At 39.5% G+C, this 22,661-nt stretch carries 22 protein-coding genes; 16 read left to right on the forward strand and 6 right to left on the reverse strand.

Going from position 1 to position 22,661, the window contains the following annotated elements; translation table 11 throughout:
* Window positions 1–53: 53 nt before the first annotated feature.
* From MKY77_RS11700 to MKY77_RS11725, 6 genes are all read left to right on the forward strand, one after another.
* Window positions 54–1,832 (forward strand): S9 family peptidase, encoded by a 1,779-nt coding sequence (locus MKY77_RS11700; protein ID WP_339145985.1) that lies wholly within the window; start codon window positions 54–56, stop codon window positions 1,830–1,832.
* 420 nt (window positions 1,833–2,252) lie between these two features.
* Window positions 2,253–5,309, forward strand: a complete 3,057-nt coding sequence (locus tag MKY77_RS11705) for an efflux RND transporter permease subunit (protein WP_339145986.1) — start codon at window positions 2,253–2,255, stop codon at window positions 5,307–5,309.
* A 504-nt stretch (window positions 5,310–5,813) separates the two neighbouring features.
* A complete protein-coding gene (locus MKY77_RS11710; RefSeq protein WP_339145987.1) occupies window positions 5,814–6,401 on the forward strand; it encodes a GDSL-type esterase/lipase family protein in 588 nt (195 codons plus the stop codon).
* Window positions 6,394–7,077 carry an HAD-IA family hydrolase gene (locus MKY77_RS11715; protein WP_339145988.1) on the forward strand — a complete coding sequence of 228 codons (684 nt, stop codon included), beginning with the start codon at window positions 6,394–6,396 and terminating at the stop codon, window positions 7,075–7,077. Before MKY77_RS11710 ends, MKY77_RS11715 begins: the two co-directional genes overlap by 8 nt.
* Window positions 7,078–7,083: 6 nt before the next feature.
* Window positions 7,084–7,938, forward strand: coding sequence for a DUF2785 domain-containing protein (locus MKY77_RS11720; RefSeq protein ID WP_339145989.1), 855 nt, complete (start codon window positions 7,084–7,086; stop codon window positions 7,936–7,938).
* Between the two features lie 28 nt (window positions 7,939–7,966).
* Complete coding sequence (locus MKY77_RS11725; RefSeq protein ID WP_339149799.1) at window positions 7,967–8,509, forward strand: GNAT family N-acetyltransferase; 543 nt, start codon at window positions 7,967–7,969, stop codon at window positions 8,507–8,509.
* Here MKY77_RS11725 and MKY77_RS11730 read toward each other — a convergent pair.
* Both MKY77_RS11730 and MKY77_RS11735 read right to left on the reverse strand, forming a co-directional pair.
* A complete protein-coding gene (locus MKY77_RS11730; protein WP_339145990.1) occupies window positions 8,483–8,941 on the reverse strand; it encodes a DUF3139 domain-containing protein in 459 nt (152 codons plus the stop codon). The genes MKY77_RS11725 and MKY77_RS11730 overlap by 27 nt on opposite strands.
* Window positions 8,942–8,970: 29 nt before the next feature.
* On the reverse strand, window positions 8,971–9,228 hold the full coding sequence (locus MKY77_RS11735; protein WP_339145991.1) for a hypothetical protein: 258 nt from the start codon (window positions 9,226–9,228) through the stop codon (window positions 8,971–8,973).
* 208 nt (window positions 9,229–9,436) lie between these two features.
* Between MKY77_RS11735 and MKY77_RS11740 the strand changes: the two genes are divergently transcribed.
* From MKY77_RS11740 to MKY77_RS11765, 6 genes are all read left to right on the forward strand, one after another.
* Complete coding sequence (locus MKY77_RS11740) at window positions 9,437–10,018, forward strand: histidine phosphatase family protein (RefSeq protein WP_339149800.1); 582 nt, start codon at window positions 9,437–9,439, stop codon at window positions 10,016–10,018.
* 2 nt (window positions 10,019–10,020) lie between these two features.
* Window positions 10,021–10,647: a zinc dependent phospholipase C family protein gene (locus MKY77_RS11745; protein WP_339145992.1), complete on the forward strand. Its 627-nt coding sequence runs from the start codon at window positions 10,021–10,023 to the stop codon at window positions 10,645–10,647.
* Window positions 10,648–10,750: 103 nt separating this feature from the next.
* A complete protein-coding gene (locus MKY77_RS11750) occupies window positions 10,751–11,281 on the forward strand; it encodes a nucleotidyltransferase family protein (RefSeq protein WP_339149801.1) in 531 nt (176 codons plus the stop codon).
* Complete coding sequence (locus tag MKY77_RS11755; protein ID WP_339149802.1) at window positions 11,275–11,676, forward strand: VOC family protein; 402 nt, start codon at window positions 11,275–11,277, stop codon at window positions 11,674–11,676. Before MKY77_RS11750 ends, MKY77_RS11755 begins: the two co-directional genes overlap by 7 nt.
* 23 nt (window positions 11,677–11,699) lie before the next feature.
* Window positions 11,700–11,831 carry a hypothetical protein gene (locus MKY77_RS11760; RefSeq protein WP_339145993.1) on the forward strand — a complete coding sequence of 44 codons (132 nt, stop codon included), beginning with the start codon at window positions 11,700–11,702 and terminating at the stop codon, window positions 11,829–11,831.
* 1 nt (window position 11,832) lies between these two features.
* A complete protein-coding gene (locus MKY77_RS11765; RefSeq protein ID WP_339145994.1) occupies window positions 11,833–12,300 on the forward strand; it encodes an 8-oxo-dGTP diphosphatase in 468 nt (155 codons plus the stop codon).
* A 37-nt stretch (window positions 12,301–12,337) separates the two neighbouring features.
* Here the strand turns inward: MKY77_RS11765 and plsY are convergent, their stop codons facing one another.
* The gene (gene plsY, locus MKY77_RS11770) at window positions 12,338–12,943 is read right to left on the reverse strand and encodes a glycerol-3-phosphate 1-O-acyltransferase PlsY (RefSeq protein WP_339145996.1); all 606 of its coding nucleotides are present in this window, start codon (window positions 12,941–12,943) and stop codon (window positions 12,338–12,340) included.
* Window positions 12,944–13,508: 565 nt separating this feature from the next.
* On the opposite strand from plsY, the gene MKY77_RS11775 reads away from it, so the two are divergent.
* The 4 genes from MKY77_RS11775 to MKY77_RS11790 all read left to right on the forward strand — a co-directional run bounded on the left by MKY77_RS11775 (window position 13,509) and on the right by MKY77_RS11790 (window position 19,774).
* Entirely contained in the window at window positions 13,509–13,922 is a 414-nt protein-coding gene (locus MKY77_RS11775) for a CoA-binding protein (protein ID WP_237662275.1), read from the forward strand.
* Between the two features lie 427 nt (window positions 13,923–14,349).
* Window positions 14,350–16,317, forward strand: coding sequence for a DNA topoisomerase IV subunit B (parE, locus tag MKY77_RS11780; protein WP_339145997.1), 1,968 nt, complete (start codon window positions 14,350–14,352; stop codon window positions 16,315–16,317).
* Between the two features lie 3 nt (window positions 16,318–16,320).
* Complete coding sequence (gene parC / locus MKY77_RS11785) at window positions 16,321–18,759, forward strand: DNA topoisomerase IV subunit A (RefSeq protein WP_339145999.1); 2,439 nt, start codon at window positions 16,321–16,323, stop codon at window positions 18,757–18,759.
* Between the two features lie 448 nt (window positions 18,760–19,207).
* A complete protein-coding gene (locus MKY77_RS11790; RefSeq protein WP_339146001.1) occupies window positions 19,208–19,774 on the forward strand; it encodes a cysteine hydrolase family protein in 567 nt (188 codons plus the stop codon).
* A 439-nt stretch (window positions 19,775–20,213) separates the two neighbouring features.
* Here MKY77_RS11790 and MKY77_RS11795 read toward each other — a convergent pair whose 3' ends face one another.
* The 3 genes from MKY77_RS11795 to MKY77_RS11805 all read right to left on the reverse strand — a co-directional run bounded on the left by MKY77_RS11795 (window position 20,214) and on the right by MKY77_RS11805 (window position 22,568).
* Window positions 20,214–21,188: an LAGLIDADG family homing endonuclease gene (locus MKY77_RS11795; protein WP_339146002.1), complete on the reverse strand. Its 975-nt coding sequence runs from the start codon at window positions 21,186–21,188 to the stop codon at window positions 20,214–20,216.
* Window positions 21,189–21,509: 321 nt separating this feature from the next.
* Window positions 21,510–22,040: a cupin domain-containing protein gene (locus MKY77_RS11800; protein WP_339146004.1), complete on the reverse strand. Its 531-nt coding sequence runs from the start codon at window positions 22,038–22,040 to the stop codon at window positions 21,510–21,512.
* Between the two features lie 78 nt (window positions 22,041–22,118).
* Window positions 22,119–22,568, reverse strand: coding sequence for a DUF2512 family protein (locus tag MKY77_RS11805; protein ID WP_339146005.1), 450 nt, complete (start codon window positions 22,566–22,568; stop codon window positions 22,119–22,121).
* Window positions 22,569–22,661 lie beyond the last annotated feature (93 nt).

Consider the following 22,661-nt stretch of genomic DNA (forward strand, 5'->3'; position numbering starts at 1 on the left):
GTTTTGACTCTCGAAATAGTAGGTGATATAGATTATGAAGAGGGGGAACCAACTTGCTAACTTTTAAAAAACCTGAAGTGGAACAATTTTTCAAAGTGTTTAATATTGAAGATTTCGCCTTGAGCCCTGATGAAACACAATTAGTTTATAGCACAAATCTGACTGGATTCTATAATGTCTGGGCAATGGACCTTCCAAATCAATATCCTTATCCGCTTACGTTCAATAATCAGAGCTGCCATGGACTGAAATACGATCCAAATGGAACATACATATTGGCAAGTTTTGACCAGGACGGCAACGAGCTTACCCAGTTCTATGCACTTCCTACCCGTGGAGGGGAATTACAGGATGTGAGGGTGGAAGAGGACCATCGCCATATGTTTCCCAAATTCTCTAAGGATGGAAAGAGGATCTATTATACAAGTTCAAAGGGCAATAAAACGTACTTGAACTGCTATTGCTATGACCTTGAGACAAAGGAAGAGCGCCTGTTGGTAGAGGGAGAGGACGCATCCACCTACTTGATTGATGTATCTGGAGATGAGGAGAGTTTCATCACCCTTAAACAGTTTGCCAATACACATACATTGGCGTATTTGTTACATAATGGGGAAACTATTCGATTGACTCCTGAAACAGAGAAGCAACACACCGTTGACAGTGCACTTTTTACCGATTCCACTTCCATTTACCTTGTAACTGATTATGGGGAAGACAACGGTTATCTAGCGCACTTTGACGTGGCGACAAAAAAGTTTACCAAGGTTTCCGATAATGATATGCATCTGGGTAACATATATCTAGACAAAAAAGGATATCAACTGTATCTCGTTTCATCTAAAGGAGTGGAGGATAAGCTTTATACTTTTTGCCTTGAGAAAAAAGAGTGGAACGAAGTGAATATTCCAGTTTCCATTATTGATAAAATAGTGATTGGGAAAAGTGGAGGCGTCTATCTATTGGGGAAAACAGCTTCCAAGCCTGCCAATATTTATAAGCTGGAAGGAGACAGCTGGGTGGCTTTAACCAATAACCGCGTACCGGCTGTAGGGGATGAGGATCTATCTGAGCCGGAGATCCTAAGCTACCCCTCATTTGATGGTCTGGAAATAGAAGCATTATTCTTCAAGGCGAAAGAAGAAGTTTCAAACGGTCATGTGGTGCTTTGGCCACACGGTGGACCTCAAGCATCGGAACGCAAATTTTTCCGCTCTTATTTCCAATTTCTTATAAATAGGGGGTATAGCATATTTGCCCCTAACTTCCGCGGTTCCTCCAACTACGGATTAGCTTATATGAAGATGGTGGAAGGAGATTGGGGTCACGGGCCAAGACTCGATAATATTCACGGTCTTGAATGGCTGATCGAAAAAGGATATGCAGATAGAGATAAGATTTTCCTTATGGGAGGAAGCTATGGCGGATACATGGCCTTGCTACTTCATGGTCGTCATCCCGAATATTTTAAGGCGGTCATTGATATCTTCGGAGTGAGCAACTTGTTTTCCTTTATTGATTCTGTACCAGATCACTGGAAACCAGTGATGAAGCAATGGGTGGGAGATCCAGTGGAAGATAAAGAAAGACTGACAATAGACTCACCTATTACCTACCTTGACACAATGACAAAGCCGATGCTGATCATCCAAGGTGCCAATGATCCACGTGTGGTTAAACAGGAATCCGATCAAATTGTGGAAGCACTTCATGCAAAAGGGAGAGAAGTGGAGTATCTAGTCCTAGATGATGAAGGTCACGGCTTCTCTAAAAAAGAAAATGAAATAAAAGTATTTAGCGCGATATTGAATTTCCTTGAGAAGCATGTGTAGGAGTTAATGAGATGGAGTCAGACTTTAATGGTCTGGCTCTTTTTTAGTTGTTTTCTAATACATTTTTTGATAATGCCCATAAAGTTTGATCGTTCCTTTTCACTGCAGTCACTCGCTTTCTGAGGAGCGTGTGCTTGAGCCTCCACACAACGCTCGGAGGTCTCAATCTACCGCTACCTCCCGCCGGAGTCGACTGCTTTCCGCTCAAATCCACTCGCTTGTATTTATTTTTTTAAAATGCTACAGACTTTGAAACAACCTTTTTTGATAAAGGTTAACATACCCTGCAGTCCTAGACTTCTCTACGCCTCAAGAAGTATTTTCCAAAATTCTCTTTTTATTTGCTTCCTAAGCGCATATAATCAATTTTGTGAGTTGGAAATTAATTCTTATTTTTCTAAATTGAGGGGAGAACATACGATGTCGATGATGGAATTTATACTTAAGAGAAAAATTGCAGTTGGACTATTGGTTGTATTTGTATTTATGATCGGTCTCTATTCACTGAACAAATTAGATCAGGAATTGCTGCCTCCGATTTCTTTTGATATGACGATTGTGCAGGTCGATGCTGGTGAGATGCCCGTATTGGATGTAGAAGATAAAATCACAAAACCGATAGAACAGATTTTGAGCGGTTTAGATGGTGTGGACTCACACTCTTCCGCTTCCTATACTGGAAAGTCATCCATTACCGTGATGATAGAAGAGGGAAGAGGGGATGAAGTACATAAGAATATTGAGGCGGCAGTTGCTCCACTATCAACCCAGCTTCCTGGAATTCAATATATTAATAGCTTCCAAATGACAACAAGTCAAGAATACGAGTTTTACATGGATATTTCAAATGGCAACATGGAGGAGATAACTGCTTTTGCCAAAAATGTGGTGGAGCCTAGGCTTGAGGCATTGCCAGAAGTAAGAGATGTAAAGTTTGATGGGTTGGAAGAGAATGAGGTTATCATACAATTTAAAAATGACGAGCTGACTGAATCTGGAGTGGACTCCCAGCAAATCATCCAAACTATCCAACAATCCAACCTAATAACTTCCTTTGGGGAATTGACAGAAGAAGCGAACGGGCCAATCTTAAGGTGGAATACTTCTTTAGTGAATGTAGAGGATATGGAAAAAATCCTTATTCCTACGATTTCTGGTGTAAAAGAATTGGGAGAACTTGCTGATATAAAATTACAGGTTCGTGATATGGCCTCTGGTGTTTGGAAGGATGGAAGCCAGGATGTGATACTGGTCCAAATCGGCCGGGTCTCAGATATTACTCAAATTGAAATGGCTGAGGCAGTCCGTGCGGAAGTGGAGATAATAAGGCAAGAAGGACTTGTTGAAGGCTTTGCTTTTGAAGAGATAGTCACTCAAGCCGACTATGTTAGTGAAGCGGTGGATGGAGTATCCAGTAACATTCTGATTGGGGGATTATTAGCCATCATAGTGTTGTTCTTGTTCCTTCGAAATGTAAGAGCAACCATCATTATCGGAATCTCCATCCCTTTATCGATTTTACTTGCTTTTGCAAGCATGTGGGTACTGGGTTATAGCATTAATATGTTGAGTTTGATCGCATTAGGGCTTGGAATCGGCATGATGGTGGATGCTTCCATAGTTATCTTAGAGTCTATCTATCGTAAAAAGGAACAAGGACTGAAGAGTCGTGAAGCCGTTTTGGTTGGGGTAAAGGAAGTGGCATCGGCGGTATTCGCCTCGATGTTGACCACCATTGTCGTGTTTTTGCCAATCGGTTTGTTAGGTGGAGAAGCAGGGAAGTTCATGATCATATTATCCGTGGTGGTCATTGTCACATTGGTAAGTTCCGTGGTCGTTTCCTTTGCGTTGATCCCATCCCTTTCAGAGAATTTTTTAAAGTTGACAACAAGACAGAAACAAAAAAGAGAAAGCAGAATCATACAATCCTATGGTGGCTTTATACAGTGGCTGACCAGGAGAAAACGTAGGCGTTACGGTGTTATTTTCCTGTTCATCCTTATGTTTGTCGGATCACTGGCTTTAGTGACAAAGGTTCCGATGACCATCATGCCTGACATGTATAATCGCTACTCAGAAATAATGGTGTCCTTGGATAAAGGAGTAACTCCTGAACAGAAAAATGAGATTGCAGAGGCGATTAATTCCAAGCTGGAGGATATACCTGATGTGAGGGAAGGCTTTGTTCTGGATCAAATCGAATTTATGTTCTTGCTAATCAATATGACCCCTGAAGAAGAAGCGACGCTAGAGCAAAAGGAAGTAAATGAGCGCATACTCGCAGGGTTGCTTGAGTTGAAAGAAGAATATCCTATTGTGGATGTCGCTTCCGTCATGAGCGCAGGAGCAAGTTATCCAGTTCAGATTGAAATAAGCGGAGAGGATCTCGATGGGTTGACTTCTCTTTCTGCTGAGATGGTGAGTGAGTTGAGAGAAATTGAAGGTATCATTGGAACTACCACTTCTCTTGGAGCCATGATAGATGAAGAGCAGATCGTTTTGGATGAAAAGAGCATGAGGGAGGACGGGATTACTCCGTTACAGATTTTAGGAGAATTGAACAGTCTTACTTCTTCCATTCCAATTGGTGCTTTGCAGGATGAAGCCGGAACACCAATCGTGATTGCACCTAATGAAGTATTTAATAAGAAGTCTGATTTACTGGACATGGAAATTTCCACTCTAGACGGTGCGAAAAAGCTATCCAATTATATAAGCTTTGAGCAGGTGAAAGTACCAGCGCAAATCGACCATAAAGATGGAGAGCGGGTTGTTAAGGTACTTGCCAATATCGAAAATCGTGATCTTGGCTCGGTCAACAGGGACGTGCAGGAAGTGATTGACTCATTTGAAACACCAGTTGGGTATACTGTCTCGGTTGGCGGCAGTCTTGAGACGCAACAAGAGGCCATACAGGATATGCTTGTCATTTTGGCGATTGCCATTTTCCTGGTGTATGTCGTAATGGCAGTACAGTTCAATCACTTGCTGCATCCGGTAATTGTCATGACCATCATCCCGATGACCTTTACAGGTGTGATTTTAGGATTACTGTTGACGCAACGAGAACTAAGTATCATGTCTGGAATGGGTGTCATCATGTTGATTGGGATTGTACTTAATAATGCCATCCTTCTTATTGACCGAGCCAAGCAGTTGAGAGCGGATGATTATGGGGTTGGGGAAGCAATAGTGGAAGCAGGTATGAACCGTATCCGGCCAATCTTCATGACAACGTTGACTACTGTTGGAGGGATGCTGCCTCTTGCCATTTCTACAGGTGCAGCGAGTAACTATCAGGCACCTTTGGCCACAGTGGTCATAGCTGGATTATTGTTTTCAACTTTGATAACTCTTGTACTGATCCCATCCGTTTATATGCTGTTCCATGATCTTGGTATAGGGATACGTAAAGTGTTTAAGCGAAATAGAAACAAAGAATCAGAGGAAGTAACTACATCTAAAAAAGTTGGTTAAATAATTTCAAGCATCCTTATCATAAAGAGATAAAGGGTGCTTGTTGCTTTCTTTCCAATATATATCTTACATTTCTGTGTTCCTTTCCTCCAGCTTCCACTTTCTATAAAGAAGGACGACATTGAATAATAGCAGCTAGGAGAACGATTACTAAAAACAACAAAACATGTTAATCATATCAGTGAAAATCATGGCTGCAATAAATGCCCCTAAAGAAAGTGGCAGAGTCCATAAGTTACGTATCAACTTACGTCTGGAGCTAAGTTTGTAATAGCTTAAAGCAAATCCTTTATCCACTTTTTTCTTATTTTTGTAAACCCTCTTCAAAATAACACTCGTAACCAATCCAACAACCATAAGAATAACCACATAAATCATTAGAATTTTATTGATAGATTAGTAAGTAATTCATTATTCATTTTAGTTACCCCTTTCCTTTAGTTTTTTCTATTATATGGTAACATAGAAACTATTAAATCATGAATCAAGGTGGTGTCCATACATATGAAAACTCTCGTTTGTTTCGGTGATAGTCTGACTGCAAGGCATGAAGGAAAGGACAACCCTCGTCTAACTGAAAAACTAACCTTTCAACTCCCTGACTATAATGTCATCAATGCAGGTGTGTCAGGTCATACAACAAAGGACGCACTAGTCAGAATTAAAAAGGATGTATTGGCATTCAACCCTGATCTAGTAACGGTCCTCTTTGGATCAAATGATGCTGCCACACATAAAAAAGTGGCACTTAATACTTATAAAGAGAATCTGTTAAAGATTACTCGCCTGATCGGACCGGAAAAAACCCTACTCTTCTCCCCTCCACCAGTGGATGAGAATCTACAACCAAACCGGAAAAATAGTGAACTGGCTAAATATGCAAATGTGGTGAGATGTGTTGCAGAAGAAACCGGCAGCCACTTTTTAGATTTTTATATTGATCTATATTCCAGACCAAATTATGAAGAGCTGCTAGTTGGCATATTGAATGATGGTCTGCATTTTGGTGAAGCGGGTTATGACATTTTATCCAAGCTAATTTCGGATAAAATTCATGAGATAGATTCTAAGGGAGAAAGGCATTTTGATTAAGGCGGTTATATTTGACCTTGATGGAACCCTGTTGAATAGGGATGTTTCGGTGAAAAAATTTATTGATGATCAGTATGAAAGGTGCAAGAAAGCTCTTGGACACATCCCAAAAGATAAATATATGGATAGATTCATTGAGTTGGATGCAGGGGGGTATGTCTGGAAGGATAGAGTCTATCAGCAGCTCGCTAAAGATTTTCTGATAGAGGCATTGACTTGGGATGAACTTTTGGATGATTATGTCCAGCACTTTCCATACCACTGTACCCCTTTTGCTAAGGTAGAAGAAACACTTATAAAACTTGCTGAAGATAATCTTTCTTTAGGAATGATAACAAACGGTTTTGAAGCTTTTCAAATGAACAATATAAAAGCATTGGGCATCGAATCCTTTTTCCAATCTATATTAATATCTGAGCGTGAAGGAATAAAGAAGCCCAATCCTGAAATTTTTTTAAGGTCTGCTCAATTGCTTCAAGCCTCGACGAAGGAATGCTTATTTGTTGGGGACCATCCCGAGAATGATATAAATGCTGCAAAAGCTGTTGGAATGACTACCGTATGGAAAAAAGATTCATATTGGGACCAAGTGGATGCCGATTACATCATTGAAGATCTCGTTATTTTGCCTGGAATTGTTAGATCAATAATGAAAAGTGACTGTCGGAAGGGATAAAAGAAGATGATGATATACGAAGAGAAAATTTTGAAGGTTATGCTTATGTCTTTAGACAATAAAAGGGTATTAGATGAGCATTACAGAGACAGATTATTGGAATCCATGATGTCACACATCGGCTCTGCTGATCCTGTATTAAGGGATCATCTCATTTCTTCAAATTTTGCAAAGTTAATAGGGGACCGGATTATCCCCCAAAGAGAAATGGCTAGCCTGTTGGATAGATGTTTGAATCAGGACCATTTATTTTTTAAAATCGGCGAAATAAATACAGATTCAGTATTTACACGCTCTTTTTCCTCTTTGGTCGTTGCATTAATATTAAACGTAGATCGTAAAACATCTTTTATCGATAATAACAAAATTCAAGAAATAACTGAAAAGATAATTACATACTTGCATGAGGAAAAGGATACACGTGGATATGTAGAGGAAAAAGGGTGGGCACACAGTATTGCACATGGAGCCGATATGCTTGCTGCACTCGTAAAGCATCATCATTTTCATATGGAATCACTTCCTAAAGTGCTGAAAGCTATTCAGGTATGTCTGTTAAAAGGAACGGTCTTTAAAGAAGAGGAAGATGAGCGGCTGATTTTTGTTGTGGAAGCATTATTGGGAAGAGGTATGGAGCAACATGCTCTTAAAAGTTGGTTAAATAATCTAACTTTAACTATGGAGAGGGAAATGACAGAACATGGACAAACGTTACTCAATTACCAGAATAAAATAACGATGACTAATTTTATGAAGTCCCTTTATTTCAGATTGACGCTGCTTCAAGCTGATACGCATTTGCTTGAATGCTTAGAGAATACAATTCATTACTGGTTTAAAAAATCTTATGATCAAGAGTAGGTGTTAGGTTGATTTATCAAGGGAACTTATACAAGCTAAGGACGAAAGGCTAATACATAAATGGCTGTCCAATTCGAAAGTATTGGAGTTCTATGAGGGGCGGGATGTATCGTTTACTATGGAAGAAGTTAAGATGAAATTCTTCGACAGAGATGATGAAGTGAAAAGGTGTATGGTTGTCTACCAAGGAAAAGAAATTGGTTATATTCAATATTATCCTATCACTCCTGATACAAGTAACTTATCAGACTATCAGGGGTTGGAAGGGGTATATGGACTGGATCAGTTTATTGGAGAATCTGAATTCTGGAACAAAGGGATAGGTCCCTTGCTCGTCACCTCCATGGTGGACTATCTTTTTAGCGAAAAAAAGGCTGGTCGCATTATTATGGATCCGATGATATCCAATGTAAGGGCAATAAAGTGTTATGAAAAATGCGGCTTTCGAAAAGTAATGGTGCTTCCTAAGCATATGCTGCATGAAGGAAGATATAGGGATTGTTGGTTGATGGAGTGTAATCATGAAGGAAAAGCCGCTCCGCTTTTAAAAGCTGAAAAGTCGAGCGGCTAACCCTACAAAGCTATTATTCTCTATTCTCAAAGTAACCAAGCAATTTTCCTCACTATGGTTAGTCTTCTCGGCTGTCATGTCTCCATAGGAATGATCGCCGATACGCGTTTCTTTTTCGCAGAATTGTACTACTTCCTCACCGTTTTTCTTCATCCCATACAAGTATTCCAGGTTTGGTTCATCCTTAAACACGACCCTATAGTGTCCGTGATAGACATCTTTATTAATCAAGTATTTGGGTTCTATATAGCCCTGCAGGTCAATATCCCGTTGGGAGTAACCCATTTCTGACAGATGAGCAGGTATATGCTTCTCAACATAGTATTTGTTAATCGGATTTCCGTTGCTCAGCACATAAAGAAATGCATTTGGGATCCCGATAATGATGACGAAACCGGTTACGATTACGATTGAAACTTTCTTTGACGGCAACGTGGAGCACCTCTTTCTTTCATTCAAAACTAGATTATTATCGCCTGAACGGTAAGGAACAGATAATACATAAGGGGAAGTAGCGTTGTGCTAAATCCAATTTTTCTAAGAGGACGTTTAAATTGAAGGGATAATCCAATAAGCCAAACAACAAAGAAGAGTAAATACCAAGGGTTGTATGTTGGAGTTTCAGTTTCAGCGATTCCTGGTCCTGCTAGCCATAAGGAAAATAATAATACATATAAACCAGACATTACATTCCATAATACAAGGGCAAAAATCTTCATATTATGACTCTCCTCTCGTAAATAAGTTTCCTTTTGTGTAATTTTACACAATTATACAAGGGGTGTATACACCTTTTTGAAACCTTGCCTTTCTTATAATTGAACTAGGTTTTGGACACCATTTCTTCTGTTTGAAATTAGTTGTCATTCCTGTGATTTTCCATTAAACTAAAAATTCATTCTATTCCAAATAAAGGAGTGTTTAATGATGACCAAATTAGGACTTGTACGCCACGGAAGTACTGCTTGGAATAAAGAGCGGAGAGCACAGGGCAGTGCCAACATCCCTCTTGATCAGGATGGAATCAGAGATGCAGAATTGTTAGCGAAAAGAATTAAAAGTGAAGGCTGGGATGTCATATACTCTAGTGATCTATTAAGAGCAAAACAGACAGCTGAGATTGTGGCAAGAAACCTAAATGTAAACGAGGTATTCCTGGATTCCAGGCTCCAAGAGGTTAACGGCGGTCAGATTGAAGGTACCACCGAACCAGAAAGAATAATAAAATGGGGAGAAAATTGGAGAGAGCTGGACTTAGGGATCGAATCGAAAGAAATGGTGCTGAAAAGAGCCCTCTCCTTTATTGAAGATGTTACGGAAAAACATCCGGACAAGAATGTTTTGGTGGTCAGTCATGGTGCCTATATAAGACACCTTCTTGGAGAATTGGTGAAAGATCTTAAAATGGAAGACCACCTGGAGAACACCTCTGTCTCGACTGTAAAAGTTAGAGAAGGGCTTTGGGAATGTGAATTGTATAACTGTACCAAGCACCTTGGAGCGAAATAAAAATGGGTTCACGCCTTATGCACACGATAATAGCGTACGAGATTGCCTCTAAACTGCACATAAAGAAAATAGGTTCTTTTCTTTTGGGTGCGATTGCACCTGATGCTGTTTCTCCTAAGGATCTTTCCCATTTTTATAAAGGGAAAACGATTGACTATACACGGACCATTGATCATAAAGCATTTCTTCAAAAGTATGAGGATCATCAAAATATTTCATTCATCCAGGGCTATTATACCCACTTAGTTGCGGATGAGATATGGCTGACGGGCTTCTTTTTGCCATGGTTGAAAAACCGTATGGAGATTGATTCATCCATTTTTGAGAGATATCACAATGACTTTAAGCTCCTAAATGCAAAGTTGATGAATCATTATAGAATTAATGGGGATAAAATGAAAGATAGTTTTGTTAAGGGACAACCGCTAAATCTTGATGAAGTGTCTACCGAGCAGCTAACTAACTTTTTACCATATGTTGAACAAGATATGAAATCTTTACTTAGCGAAGATCCGCTACAAGTATTTACCATGGAAATGATGATTGGGTATATGGAAACGTCCATCGACAAAGGGTGTCAAGCCATCAAGCAAACAACTAATTGGAAACTCTTGCTATCATCATGCTGAATTAGGTATAATGAGAATATACGTTCGCATTGCGTAAAAGGGGGCATATTTCTTGATTAAGACGGAAGAAGATATCCTGAATCTCATTCAATCAGATGATTGGATGATGGAAATCATAGAGGCTGCAATGGCACTAGATCTCCCCGATTGGTGGGTGTGTGCAGGGTTTGTACGGTCAAAAGTGTGGGACGCCTTGCACGATTATACCAACAGAACGCCAGTGCCGGATATAGATGTCATTTATTTTGACGGTAAGGATCTATCAGAGGAGAAAGAAAAACAGTTGGAAAGACGACTTTTGCAACTGTACCCACAAGCTCCTTGGTCGGTTAAAAATCAGGCAAGGATGCATGTGTTGAATAACGTACCACCCTACATAAATTCCATTGAAGCAATGTCTAAATTTCCTGAAACGGCTACGGCCATCGGCGTGAAGTTGAATGGAGACAATAATTTGGAATTAGCAACTCCTTGTGGAATACAAGATTTAGTGAACCTGTCAGTAAAGCCCACTGCTACGTTTCAAACATCTTCTGAACGAGTAACTATCTATGAGAAACGATTGAGGGAGAAAAATTGGCAAGAAGTTTGGCCAAATATAACGGTTTTCCATGCGGAAGGAGTAAAATCATGACAGGATTAATACACCACATAGAGCTGTATGTGTCTAGCTTGAAGAAAACGAAAGAGTTCTGGGGGTGGTTGCTAGAAGAATTAGGCTATAAGCCTTATCAGGACTGGGATAAGGGACAGAGTTGGAAGTTAGGGGATACATACATCGTATTTGTCCAAACGGAGGAACGGTTTCTGGATATTCCTTATCACCGATGCAGAGTTGGCCTTAATCATCTAGCCTTTCATGCATCATCAAGGGTGCAGGTAGATTACCTGACAGAACAGCTAAAGTCTCAAGGAGTAAACATGCTATACATGGATAAGCATCCTTATGCGGGTGGAGAAAACTATTACGCTGTGTTTTTTGAAGATCCCGATCGGATTAAGGTGGAGCTTGTAGCACCTTCAGAATAAAGCTTAAAAGGAGGTGTTTTAGATTGTTTATCACATTGCTATTGATAGGGATTGCTGTAGGAATCGGAACCATCATTTCCTATTTGGGACAAGTAGTAAAGCAGAATAAAAGAATCATAGAGTTGTTGGAAACGAAAAATACAGGAGAGAATTAAAATGACGAATATAAGCATGTATACGATGTGTCTTGTAATCGATGGCCAAAAAGTTCTTTTGATAAATAGGCCACCTGACAAAAGATTTCCCGGTCATATCGGCCCTGGTGGGAAAGTGGACTTCCCAGAAAGCCTGACAGAAGGTACTATACGAGAAGTGCGTGAGGAAACGGGGCTTGAGATAAGTAATCTTATTTACAAAGGCTTAGATGAATATGTGGACGAAATGAATGATGAAAGATACATGGTCTTTAACTACATAACGAACACCTTTAAAGGGCAACTTTTAGACTCCCCACCAGAGGGGGAATTGAAATGGGTGGACATTTCAAAAGCTATGGAACTGCCTATGCAAGATTGGTTTAAGGAAAGATTTCCTCTATTTTTTGAAGAGGGTACTTTTGAAAAACATATCGTTTGGGATGATAAGGAAAAGAAAGCAATAAAAGCAGTGGTAACCAGGCATTAGGAAAACAAAAAAAGCATTCGATCATAACACGAATGCTTTAGGATGCCTTTTTCTTTTTTAAGGATAACCAAGTAATTTTCGGTTCCGTCTTCCGGATGATCCTTCCAATATTGGCCCGGTGTTTAAAAATGACAAACGCCGTAAGCAGAGACACAGCTATTATGAGTGGAAGATCCCCATAAAGAATGCTATAGATGGTTGTAACCACTCCGGTCAGCATGGAGGATAGAGATACATACTTCGTCAAGAACAAGAACAGGAAAAAGCAGAATAACATAAGTAAGAACATAAGCGGATTGGCAAACAATAACACTCCGCCAGATGTTGCTACAGCCTTTCCACCACGAAATTTTGCGAAAATCGGATAAACATGTCCGACTACGGCGCATGCACCTGCAAGTAGCGGATGAATGTCAGCTCCAAGAAGAAATGGCAAGGATGCAGCGACTGTTCCTTTCAAAATGTCACAAATGGTCACAATCATTCCGGCTTTAATGCCTAGTGTCCGGAATGTGTTCGTTCCACCAAGGTTTCCGCTTCCATGTTCGCGGATGTCGATTCCATAGCCCACTTTCCCAACAACAAGTGCAAAGGGAATGGAACCGATGAGGTAAGCAAGTATAATAATAAGTAGTTCAGTCATTCATTAAACCCCTTTATGTAATAGGCTCTTTTCTCAAAGGTTGTTGCTATTTATTAGTAAAAAGTCGGCAATTGACTTTTTACAGCTTAGAAATATTAAAATAGGCATGCAGTCTATTCCTTTCAGCCATGAAAAGAGCAAGACAGTAAGGAATAAAACGGTTGGTTTATAAATGCTTAAAAAGCAACAAAGTATGAGAAAACAGCCATGTAATAATTCCTATCTTTAATATATGTTAATTTTAACAGGAAGCAAAGGATTTATTGCAACTTATCACGAATTTTTTATGAGTAAGTCTTAATATCAGGGTATGAGAAGTTGTTAAAGTGCTCTTAAACGGGTATAACATATAAGAAATGAAATATTTATGTGTCGCTGTTGATTTCCGCGCCAGGCTTCGCTTTCCGAGGGGCGCTGCTTGAGCCTCCTCACAACACTTCAGGGGTCTCAACCTACCGCTACCTCCCGTCGGAGTCTCCGGCTTTCGCTACAATCATCAGCAATGTAATATCTTTAGATGAAGGTAGTTTTAAAACAAATATTTTAGATGAAGGGGAATGATAACATGAATATGGAAATACCTAGCCGTGAAGAAATCGGGAAAATATTGAAAAAGAGCAAGCGAATCGCAGTAGTGGGATTGTCGGATAATCCTTCCCGTACCTCCTATATGGTATCTAAAGCAATGCAGGATGCTGGCTACGAGATTATTCCAGTCAACCCGACAGCCAAGGAAGTACTCGGGGTAAAAGCTGTACCTTCTTTGAAAGATGTTGAGGGGCATATTGATATAGTCAACGTCTTCCGTCGATCCGAGCATCTATATGGGGTTGCCGAGGAGTTTTTGCAAGTGGATGCAGACGTCTATTGGGCACAGCTTGGGCTTGCAGATCAAAAAACGTATGAATTATTAAAGGAAAAGGGCTATACTGTCATTATGGATCGTTGTATTAAAGTGGAACACGCTTTAACAAAATAGGTCGACTCGTCCTTGTTTTTATTTTTTAAAACAAGGATTTTTATTCTTTTTATTAGGCTCTTTTCTCAAAGATTGTTGCTGTTTACTAGTATTAAGGCGGAATCGGACTTTTTTACAACTACATACTCTAAAATATGTAGTATTTTTAGTACAGCGGGGAAAATAGCACGATAGAAAGGAATATAACGGGTGATTTATACATACGAAAATCAACAAAGTTTACGAAAACAGCCTTTTATTACAATTTAAGTCAGATTATATTGGCTTATGCTTAACAACTCTATACAATAGAACATAGACAAGTTTCAAATGTATGATAATATATAAACGAATATTTGTTGTTCCTAAACAACAAATCCGTTTACTTAACAGTTTTACCTATACATAAAGATTTATTGGCAGTAGCAGTGAAAGGGGTATGTTTTTGGTGGCAAAAAATACGATTGAATATAACGATGATGCGATACAGGTATTAGAGGGTCTTGAAGCTGTACGTAAACGTCCGGGTATGTATATAGGAAGCACGGACAGCAGAGGTCTTCATCACCTTGTATACGAAATCCTTGATAATTCCGTCGACGAAGCGTTGGGTGGATACGGGGATCATATCATTGTGACAATACACAAAGATAATAGCATAAGCGTGAAGGATAAAGGCCGTGGTATGCCTACCGGAATGCATAAGATGGGAAAACCTACCCCCGAAGTAATTTTAACCGTATTACACGCAGGAGGAAAATTTGGTCAAGGTGGATACAAAACGAGTGGGGGACTACATGGTGTAGGTGCCTCAGTTGTGAATGCTTTATCGGAATGGTTGGTTGTAACGATCAAGCGAGACGGGATTGTTTATGAGCAACGGTTTGAAAATGGAGGAAAGCCGGTAACCACCCTGGAAAAAATCGGTACAACGAATCAAACAGGGACTACCATACATTTCAAACCGGATACAACCATTTTCAGTACCATAACGTATAACTTTGAAACATTGTGTGAACGTCTTCGAGAATCAGCCTTTTTGTTAAAAGGTTTGAAAATAGAACTTAACGATGAACGGAACTCTGTCAAGGAAGTATTTCATTATGAAAGCGGAATTGAAGCATTTGTTTCCTACTTGAATGAGGAGAAGGACTCCCTACATAATGTCGTATCATTTGAAGGTACACAAAATGGAATCGAAATTGATTTCGCATTTCAATTTAACGATGGATATTCAGAAACGATTTTGTCGTTTGTTAATAACGTGAGAACAAAAGATGGTGGTACACATGAAGCCGGTGCGAAAACGGCCATGACCCGAATCTTTAATGAGTACGCAAGAAAAGTGAGCCTACTCAAAGATAAGGATAAAAACTTGGATGGTTCTGATATTCGTGAAGGACTTTCTGCCATTATTTCTGTGCGCATTCCTGAAGAACTATTGCAATTTGAGGGTCAAACAAAAGGGAAACTTGGTACGAGTGAGGCACGATCTGCAGTGGACAGCGTAGTGTCCGAGCATCTGGCATATTTCTTAGAGGAAAATCCGGAAACAAGCTCCATGCTAGTCAAGAAATCAATTAAAGCCTTCCAAGCCCGTGAAGCAGCACGTAAAGCAAGGGAAGACGCCCGAAGCGGGAAGAAGCGTAAGCGTTCGGACGCGATGTTGAGCGGTAAATTGACTCCTGCTCAATCTCGTAATCCTCAGAAAAACGAAATTTACCTGGTGGAGGGGGACTCTGCAGGGGGTTCAGCAAAACAAGGCCGTGATCGCCGTTTCCAAGCCGTTTTGCCACTTCGGGGAAAAGTAATCAATACCGAAAAAGCCAAACTGGCAGATATCTTCAAAAACGAAGAGATCAATACGATTATCCATGCAATAGGCGGAGGAGTTGGACCGGACTTTTCGGTGGATGATATCAACTATGACAAAGTTGTCATCATGACAGATGCGGATACGGACGGGGCGCACATTCAGGTGTTGCTGCTGACCTTCTTCTATCGCTATATGAAGCCGCTTATTGAAGCTGGAAAAGTGTTCATTGCACTTCCTCCTCTATACAAAGTGAGCAAAGGTACTGGAAAGAAAGAGGTATTGGAATACGCATGGTCCGATGAAGAACTACAAGGAGCCATCCAAAAGATTGGGCGTGGCTACACGATCCAGCGTTATAAAGGTCTTGGTGAGATGAATGCGGACCAACTCTGGGAGACCACGATGAATCCTGATACTCGTACCCTTATTCGTGTACGAATCGATGATGCAGCCCGTGCAGAACGTCGTGTGACTACACTTATGGGAGATAAGGTGGAGCCAAGACGTAAATGGATCGAAAGCCATGTAGCTTTCGGACTTGAAGAAGATCCCAACATTCTAGAAAATGATAACTTGTTGGTCGCAACAGAGGAGGTATAACAGATGACACAGACAGAGAAATTTCACGACCTACCCCTAGAAGAAGTTTTAGGCGACCGATTTGGACGATATAGTAAATACATTATCCAAGAGCGTGCATTGCCAGATGCACGTGATGGGCTTAAGCCGGTACAACGTCGTATTTTATATGCTATGTATGCAGAAGGAAACATCCACGATAAACCGTTTCGTAAATCAGCTAAAACAGTCGGTAATGTAATCGGTAACTATCACCCACATGGAGATTCCTCCGTTTATGATGCCATGGTCCGTATGAGTCAGGACTGGAAGGTTCGCAATATGCTAATCGAGATGCACGGAAACAACGGTAGTATTGATGGGGATCCTCCAGCAGCAATGCGTTACACAGAAGCAAGGTTATCACCGATCGCGTCCGAACTTTTGCGGGATCTTGATAAAAAAACAGTGGAATTCATCCCGAACTTCGATGATACTTCACAAGAGCCGGTCGTTCTTCCAGCGATGTATCCAAACCTTTTGGTAAATGGTTCCACCGGAATTTCTGCTGGTTATGCAACAGACATTCCACCTCACCACCTTGGAGAAGTGATCGATGCGACTATCATGCGCATCGACAACCCATCTGTTAGTGTTGATGAGTTAATGACCGTCATCAAGGGGCCGGATTTCCCTACTGGCGGTATTATTCAAGGAGTCGAAGGAATCAAGAAAGCCTATGAAACTGGCAAAGGAAAAATTATTGTCCGTGGTCTTGCGGAGGTGGAAGATATCCGTGGGGGCAAGAAACAGATTGTCATTACAGAGGTGCCTTACGAAGTAAACAAAGCAAATCTCGTCAAAAAAATTGATGAACTGCGCTTTGACAAAAAAGTGGATGGAATCGCCGAGGTACGCGACGAAACCGATCGTACCGGTTTACGTGTTGTCATTGAGTTGAAAAAAGAAGCAGATGCAAGTGGTATTTTAAATTATTTATATAAAAATACAGACTTGCAAATCACCTTCAACTTCAACATGGTTGCCATCTATAAAAAGCGCCCGACATTAATGGGATTGCCACACTTCTTGGATGCATACATCGATCATCAAAAAGAAGTAATCTCCAACCGTTCCCGTTTTGAGCTAGCCAAAGCGAAAGAGCGCCAGCATGTTGTGGAAGGCTTGATGAAAGCTCTATCGATCCTGGATGAAGTGATAGCAACCATCCGTGCTTCGAAAGACAAACGGGACGCAAAAGATAACTTAATTGCCAAATTCACGTTTACGGAGCCCCAAGCAGAAGCCATTGTTTCTTTGCAGCTATACCGTTTAACCAATACAGATATCACAGCATTGCAAGCGGAAGCAGATGAACTTGCCAAGAAGGTGGCGGAACTAGAAGCAATCCTTGCAAGCGAGAAAAAGCTGTTCTCTGTCATAAAATCGGACTTGAAGCGCGTGAAAAAGCTTTATACGAATGACCGCCGCTCGAGAATCCAAGAACAAATAGAGGAAATCAAGATCAACCTGGAAGTGATGATCCCATCTGAGGATGTCATCGTGACAGTCACGAAGGATGGATATGTGAAGCGTACAAGCTTGCGATCTTATTCTGCTTCCAATGGCCAGGATTTCGGGATGAAAGAAACCGATAGAATCATTTCCAAGTTGGACATTAACACAACCCAAACATTGTTATTGTTCACAAACAAGGGTAACTACTTGTATCTACCTGTCCATGAACTGCCGGATATCCGTTGGAAGGACATGGGCCAGCATGTAGCAAATATTGTTCCAATTGATAGAGATGAATCCATTATCAAAGCGATTCCGGTCAGCAACTTCGAGGAACCTAAATTCTTGTTGTTTGTCACCCGGAACGGAATGGTCAAGAAAACAGAGCTGAATGCATATAAAGCCCAGCGTTACTCCAAGCCGCTGATGGCAGTAAACCTAAAAGGTGATGACCAAGTAGTGGATATACACCTTACAGATGGAGCTCAAGATATCTTTTTGGCGACGAGAAGCGGATATGGACTGTGGTTTACAGAAGAAGAAATCAATGTCGTAGGAGCCCGTGCAGCTGGGGTGAAAGGCATTAATTTGAAAGATAGTGATTTTGTTGTGAGCGGCTTAGTATTTGAGAAAGAATCAAAGGCCATGTTGTTTATCGCAACCCATCGCGGTGCCGTAAAGAAATTGAAAATTACCGAGTTTGATAAAGCCACACGTGCCAAACGTGGTCTGGTTATGCTGCGAGAAGTGAAGAATAATCCTCACCAGATAGCAGCGGTAGAGTTAGTGGAACCTTCAAGTTTCATCTATGTTCAAACAGAAAAAGGAACCGTGGAGAAGCTTGCAGCCGCCTCGTACCGTAATAATGACCGCTATTCAAATGGATCCTTCGTTCTGGATCAACAGGAAGCTGGAGATGTAGTGGAGATGTGGGTGGAGACGGAAGAGGAAGTAGAAGGTAAGTAACTTGGAAATATTGATAGATGTACCGCTTTTCTGCGCTAAGGTTTAGCGTGGAGAGGCGGTTTTTTTGATTATAAGGAAGGGTGGTTTGTGATATTTATATTAAGTTGGTTTACTGGAGTTATATTATGTTAACTTATTAAAAGATTCAAATCTTTAAGTTGTAGAACATTTAACTGAAGTGGTCGAAGTAAGCTTGGGAAAGGTAGAAGTAGATCCGGGAAATGTAGAAGGTCGCAGTTTTAAGGTAGAAGGCCAAGACTATACGGTAGAACAGTTTAAAAAGTGACTAGATTCTCCAGTTAAAAAATGTTTCTGTAACAAAAGAGAATAAAATAACTGATATAATTGGGAGTATATCATGCAGCCAGAAAAGTTCAAACATGCCTGTAAGCAAAAATATCTTTTATAATGGCCTAGTAATATAGTTGAGAAAGAGAGGGGATGGATTATGAAACCAGTATTACTAGTTGTAGATGTGCAAAAAGGATTTGATGATCCAGCATGGGGCCAACGCAATAACCCTGATGCAGAAGATAAAATGTTAGAACTTATGAGAGTTTGGCGAAAAAAAGAGTTTCCTATAATTCACGTCCAACATGTATCTCAAGACCCCAATTCTAAACTTCATCCTAGCAGCCCCGGATTTGCATTAAAACCGGGATTCGAACCTTTGGAAGACGAATATTTTATCCGTAAGAATGTGAACAGTTGTTTTATCGGAACACAATTGGACAGCTATCTAAAGAAAAATGGGTATCAAACATTGATTGTAATTGGTTTGACCTCCAATCATTGCATTTCCACTACAGTAAGAATGGCTGGAAATCTCGGATATAGAACGTATGTTTGTTGTGACGCTACAGCTGCATTTGAAGCTGTTTCCTATGATGATATGAAGCTAACAGCAGAAGAAGTGCATCGCCATGCTTTATCTGCATTACACAAAGAATTTGCTGAGGTAGTTTCATCTAATGAAGTTATTAATATGATGAATCAGCAAACAGTATATAAATAATGAAAAACAACGCCGGCAAAACGTGGCGTTGTTTTTAAGTAACTAAGAAAAGATAATAGAAAAATCTCCATAACATATTATGTAAACTGATTTGTTAATTTAATGGAGAGTATATAGTCGACTTTAAGGTTGATTTTAAAAGCAAAATAACTATTTGCTACATAATTTGTTATAAAGTAATGAATGAAATAAAAAAATGGATTGAATCTATAGAATTACAATACTGGCTTGATAAAATTGATTAATGATCAATCAAATAAGCTATATCATAATTTTTCAATTTTCGTCTCACTATCATAAGTTTACTCTGTTTTTGATACAAAATAACTAATTTTATATAACTTCCTATAATAAGTATTATGTTAACCGGAATATTAATTAAAAAAGAGAGTACTTTCACTCTCTTTTTTTTAATCTTTATAAGATTGATTAATAACAATTATTCATTACATCTAAAAATACTTTTAAACTCCTCTTCAAACCTTTTATCTTTTTTAAGCCAGGTTTTGTAGGTATACGGACTTATTCCGATTTTTTCACTAGTGAGCTTAACACAACCATTTACTTTTAATAGCTCTAAAAAACGCTTTCTTCGCTTCAACACAGCTTCTTTAGTAACTCTTATAGCTCTATCTTTCAACTCATCGTAGGGTAATATTTCTTTTTTGAATTCATTAAACTTCCTTTGTAGAAACATGGTTTTGTCCTTGTAGATCCAGTTAGAGAAAATTTGTATAGATTTTCTTCCTGAAATGAATAGACGATAATGAGATTTTCTATCTTTTAAAAAAGGAGTTAATTTTTGCTTTTCAAGCACATTCATCAATTCACACAGAAATAGTTCCGAACCACCAACAAATGTAACAACGTATTTTTCGTAATTAATATTTCCATCCCCATCAAAATACCCTCTAACAAAATGACTCATATATTTTTCTGGTACGTAAGGAAATTCCACAGTCTTTGATTTGTTTGGTGTTAAACCATGGATATTCATCAGATCATCTTTAATGATTTTGCTGTTTATATTAAGGAAGTGTACACCATTTTTATATTCACCTATTGGATGATTGGACTCCATTTCATCCCTTATTTGTTCAAGAATCTCGACTTCCTTTTGAGCGAAGCTTACTGATTGTCCTTCTCCACTTATAACTCCATCTGCTAAGAAAAAACCCAAGATATATGCCATGTTCGGTGACCAGTACTTGAAATAATCTTCATTAATATGATATTTCCTTTTCCAATGTCCCCTTGGCCGCAGTTCTACATTATTTTTCTTAAGAATTTGTGTAATTCTTCGGCTTGAAACATTCCCCGCGATTGCGATATCAGTGGTACTCATTCCATCATTATACATTTGAATAATTTCTGGGAGATCTAAGGTGATTTTTCTACTTGGCATCTGCTTCATATTTTCCTCTTCCTCTCCTATAGATTTAATAGATCTAATTACCTATATTCATATTATACGAACATTTGTTCTTATGCGCAATTAATAGCACTTTCCCCTCTATATAAAAGAAAAAAAAACGCCCATCATTGAGCAGTTCTCTCCATAGCCATAAAATCGTTCCGTAAACCAAACAGCCCTGCCTACCTTTATCCAGATGCTTTACGCAACTAAGAGAACTGATGGTGTTGTCAATCGAACCATTTCAGATAAAGAAAAGGTATTAATGGATACCAAAGAAAAAAACAAAACCCCTTTCTCTTACTTAGAAAGGGGGCCTACTTATACATCCTCACTTGGCAACACTTCATAAGCCATTTTACGAATGATTTCCTCATGCTGCGGATACTTTTCCATTAAATTCGATTGTGTAAACATCTCAAAATCCTTGAATTCAAAACCAGGTGATACCATGCAACCAACTAGTGCATAGCTGTCTGGGAAATCTACTGTAGACCCGAAAATGGAGTTTTTAGGAACCAGTATTTGTGGTGTCTCCCCTCTTTTTATATCTAAACCTAGCTTATGTTGTACATACTCGCCACTTTCTGTGATGACATGTATGGTTAAAGAGTTCCCCCCATGGAAGTACCATAATTCATCCGATTTTAAGCGATGAAAGTGTGAAATATTTTTATCAGTGAGTAAGAAATAAATACTCGAATACAGCTTCCTCTTTCCTTCAAAAGACACACTTAATTCAATATCTGTAATATTCTCCTCTGAAAGGTATGTTTGCTTGTAAAAGCCACCTTCAGGATGTGCTTCAAGTCCTAACGCTTCTATCCATTCATTCACTTTATCTAGGCTCATTATTTTCACATGCTCCTTTTCTCTTTTTTACAGCTAAATTATAGCAAACAAAACAAAAACCCAACAGAATTATTGGGTTTAGTCTTCTCTATTCTTTTTATCATGAATGGTTAGTTCATCCGAAAATTCCGTTTGTAATTCCATTGGCTGGGCTGCCCTCTTCGTTCTCTTCCTAGGACGACCAGGGAATATATTTTTGACCAGGTATAGGTGAAAGAACACTTCAAACACAGTGATGGTTAATGCGGCGATGGCAGATGGCAAGAGGAATCCTGCACTTAAATTGGTCAGGATATGCACTATAAATGCTATAGTAGCAAAGTTAAATACAAAGTCAAAGACAGCAGCAAATGTATAATTGGTTCGAGGTAATACCATATTATCCCCCACAAAATAAGAAACACTGACAAGTATCACAGTCGTCAAGAGAATATCTAGGAAAGAGATTGCAGCAAACTGATTCAAGAAAAAGGATAAGGTTAAAAAACTAACGATAAACTTGATCAATATAGGCATAAAATGCTTCATATACTTCACTCCTTTTCCTTTGTAGATTGCTCGATGAAAAGGTGTTTTATACAATAGACTATTTTCGTAAACTTGATTGCTTTTACGTACGTA

Origin of the sequence: Sutcliffiella sp. FSL R7-0096 (genome assembly GCF_038595065.1) — a bacterium.
Taxonomy (GTDB): domain Bacteria; phylum Bacillota; class Bacilli; order Bacillales; family Bacillaceae_I; genus Sutcliffiella_A.

Excerpts from the sequence above, each read along its gene's own strand:
- MKY77_RS11705 (WP_339145986.1), top strand. The coding sequence starts at position 2,253 with ATGTCGATGATGGAATTTATACTTAAGAGAAAAATTGCAGTTGGACTA.
- MKY77_RS11710 (WP_339145987.1), top strand. The coding sequence starts at position 5,814 with ATGAAAACTCTCGTTTGTTTCGGTGATAGTCTGACTGCAAGGCATGAA.
- MKY77_RS11720 (WP_339145989.1), top strand. The coding sequence starts at position 7,084 with ATGATGATATACGAAGAGAAAATTTTGAAGGTTATGCTTATGTCTTTA.
- MKY77_RS11735 (WP_339145991.1), bottom strand. The coding sequence starts at position 9,228 with ATGAAGATTTTTGCCCTTGTATTATGGAATGTAATGTCTGGTTTATAT.
- MKY77_RS11740 (WP_339149800.1), top strand. The coding sequence starts at position 9,437 with ATGACCAAATTAGGACTTGTACGCCACGGAAGTACTGCTTGGAATAAA.
- MKY77_RS11745 (WP_339145992.1), top strand. The coding sequence starts at position 10,021 with ATGGGTTCACGCCTTATGCACACGATAATAGCGTACGAGATTGCCTCT.
- MKY77_RS11750 (WP_339149801.1), top strand. The coding sequence starts at position 10,751 with ATGATGGAAATCATAGAGGCTGCAATGGCACTAGATCTCCCCGATTGG.
- MKY77_RS11765 (WP_339145994.1), top strand. The coding sequence starts at position 11,833 with ATGACGAATATAAGCATGTATACGATGTGTCTTGTAATCGATGGCCAA.
- plsY (WP_339145996.1), bottom strand. The coding sequence starts at position 12,943 with ATGACTGAACTACTTATTATTATACTTGCTTACCTCATCGGTTCCATT.
- MKY77_RS11775 (WP_237662275.1), top strand. The coding sequence starts at position 13,509 with ATGAATATGGAAATACCTAGCCGTGAAGAAATCGGGAAAATATTGAAA.
- parC (WP_339145999.1), top strand. The coding sequence starts at position 16,321 with ATGACACAGACAGAGAAATTTCACGACCTACCCCTAGAAGAAGTTTTA.
- MKY77_RS11790 (WP_339146001.1), top strand. The coding sequence starts at position 19,208 with ATGAAACCAGTATTACTAGTTGTAGATGTGCAAAAAGGATTTGATGAT.
- MKY77_RS11795 (WP_339146002.1), bottom strand. The coding sequence starts at position 21,188 with ATGAAGCAGATGCCAAGTAGAAAAATCACCTTAGATCTCCCAGAAATT.
- MKY77_RS11800 (WP_339146004.1), bottom strand. The coding sequence starts at position 22,040 with ATGAGCCTAGATAAAGTGAATGAATGGATAGAAGCGTTAGGACTTGAA.
- MKY77_RS11805 (WP_339146005.1), bottom strand. The coding sequence starts at position 22,568 with ATGAAGCATTTTATGCCTATATTGATCAAGTTTATCGTTAGTTTTTTA.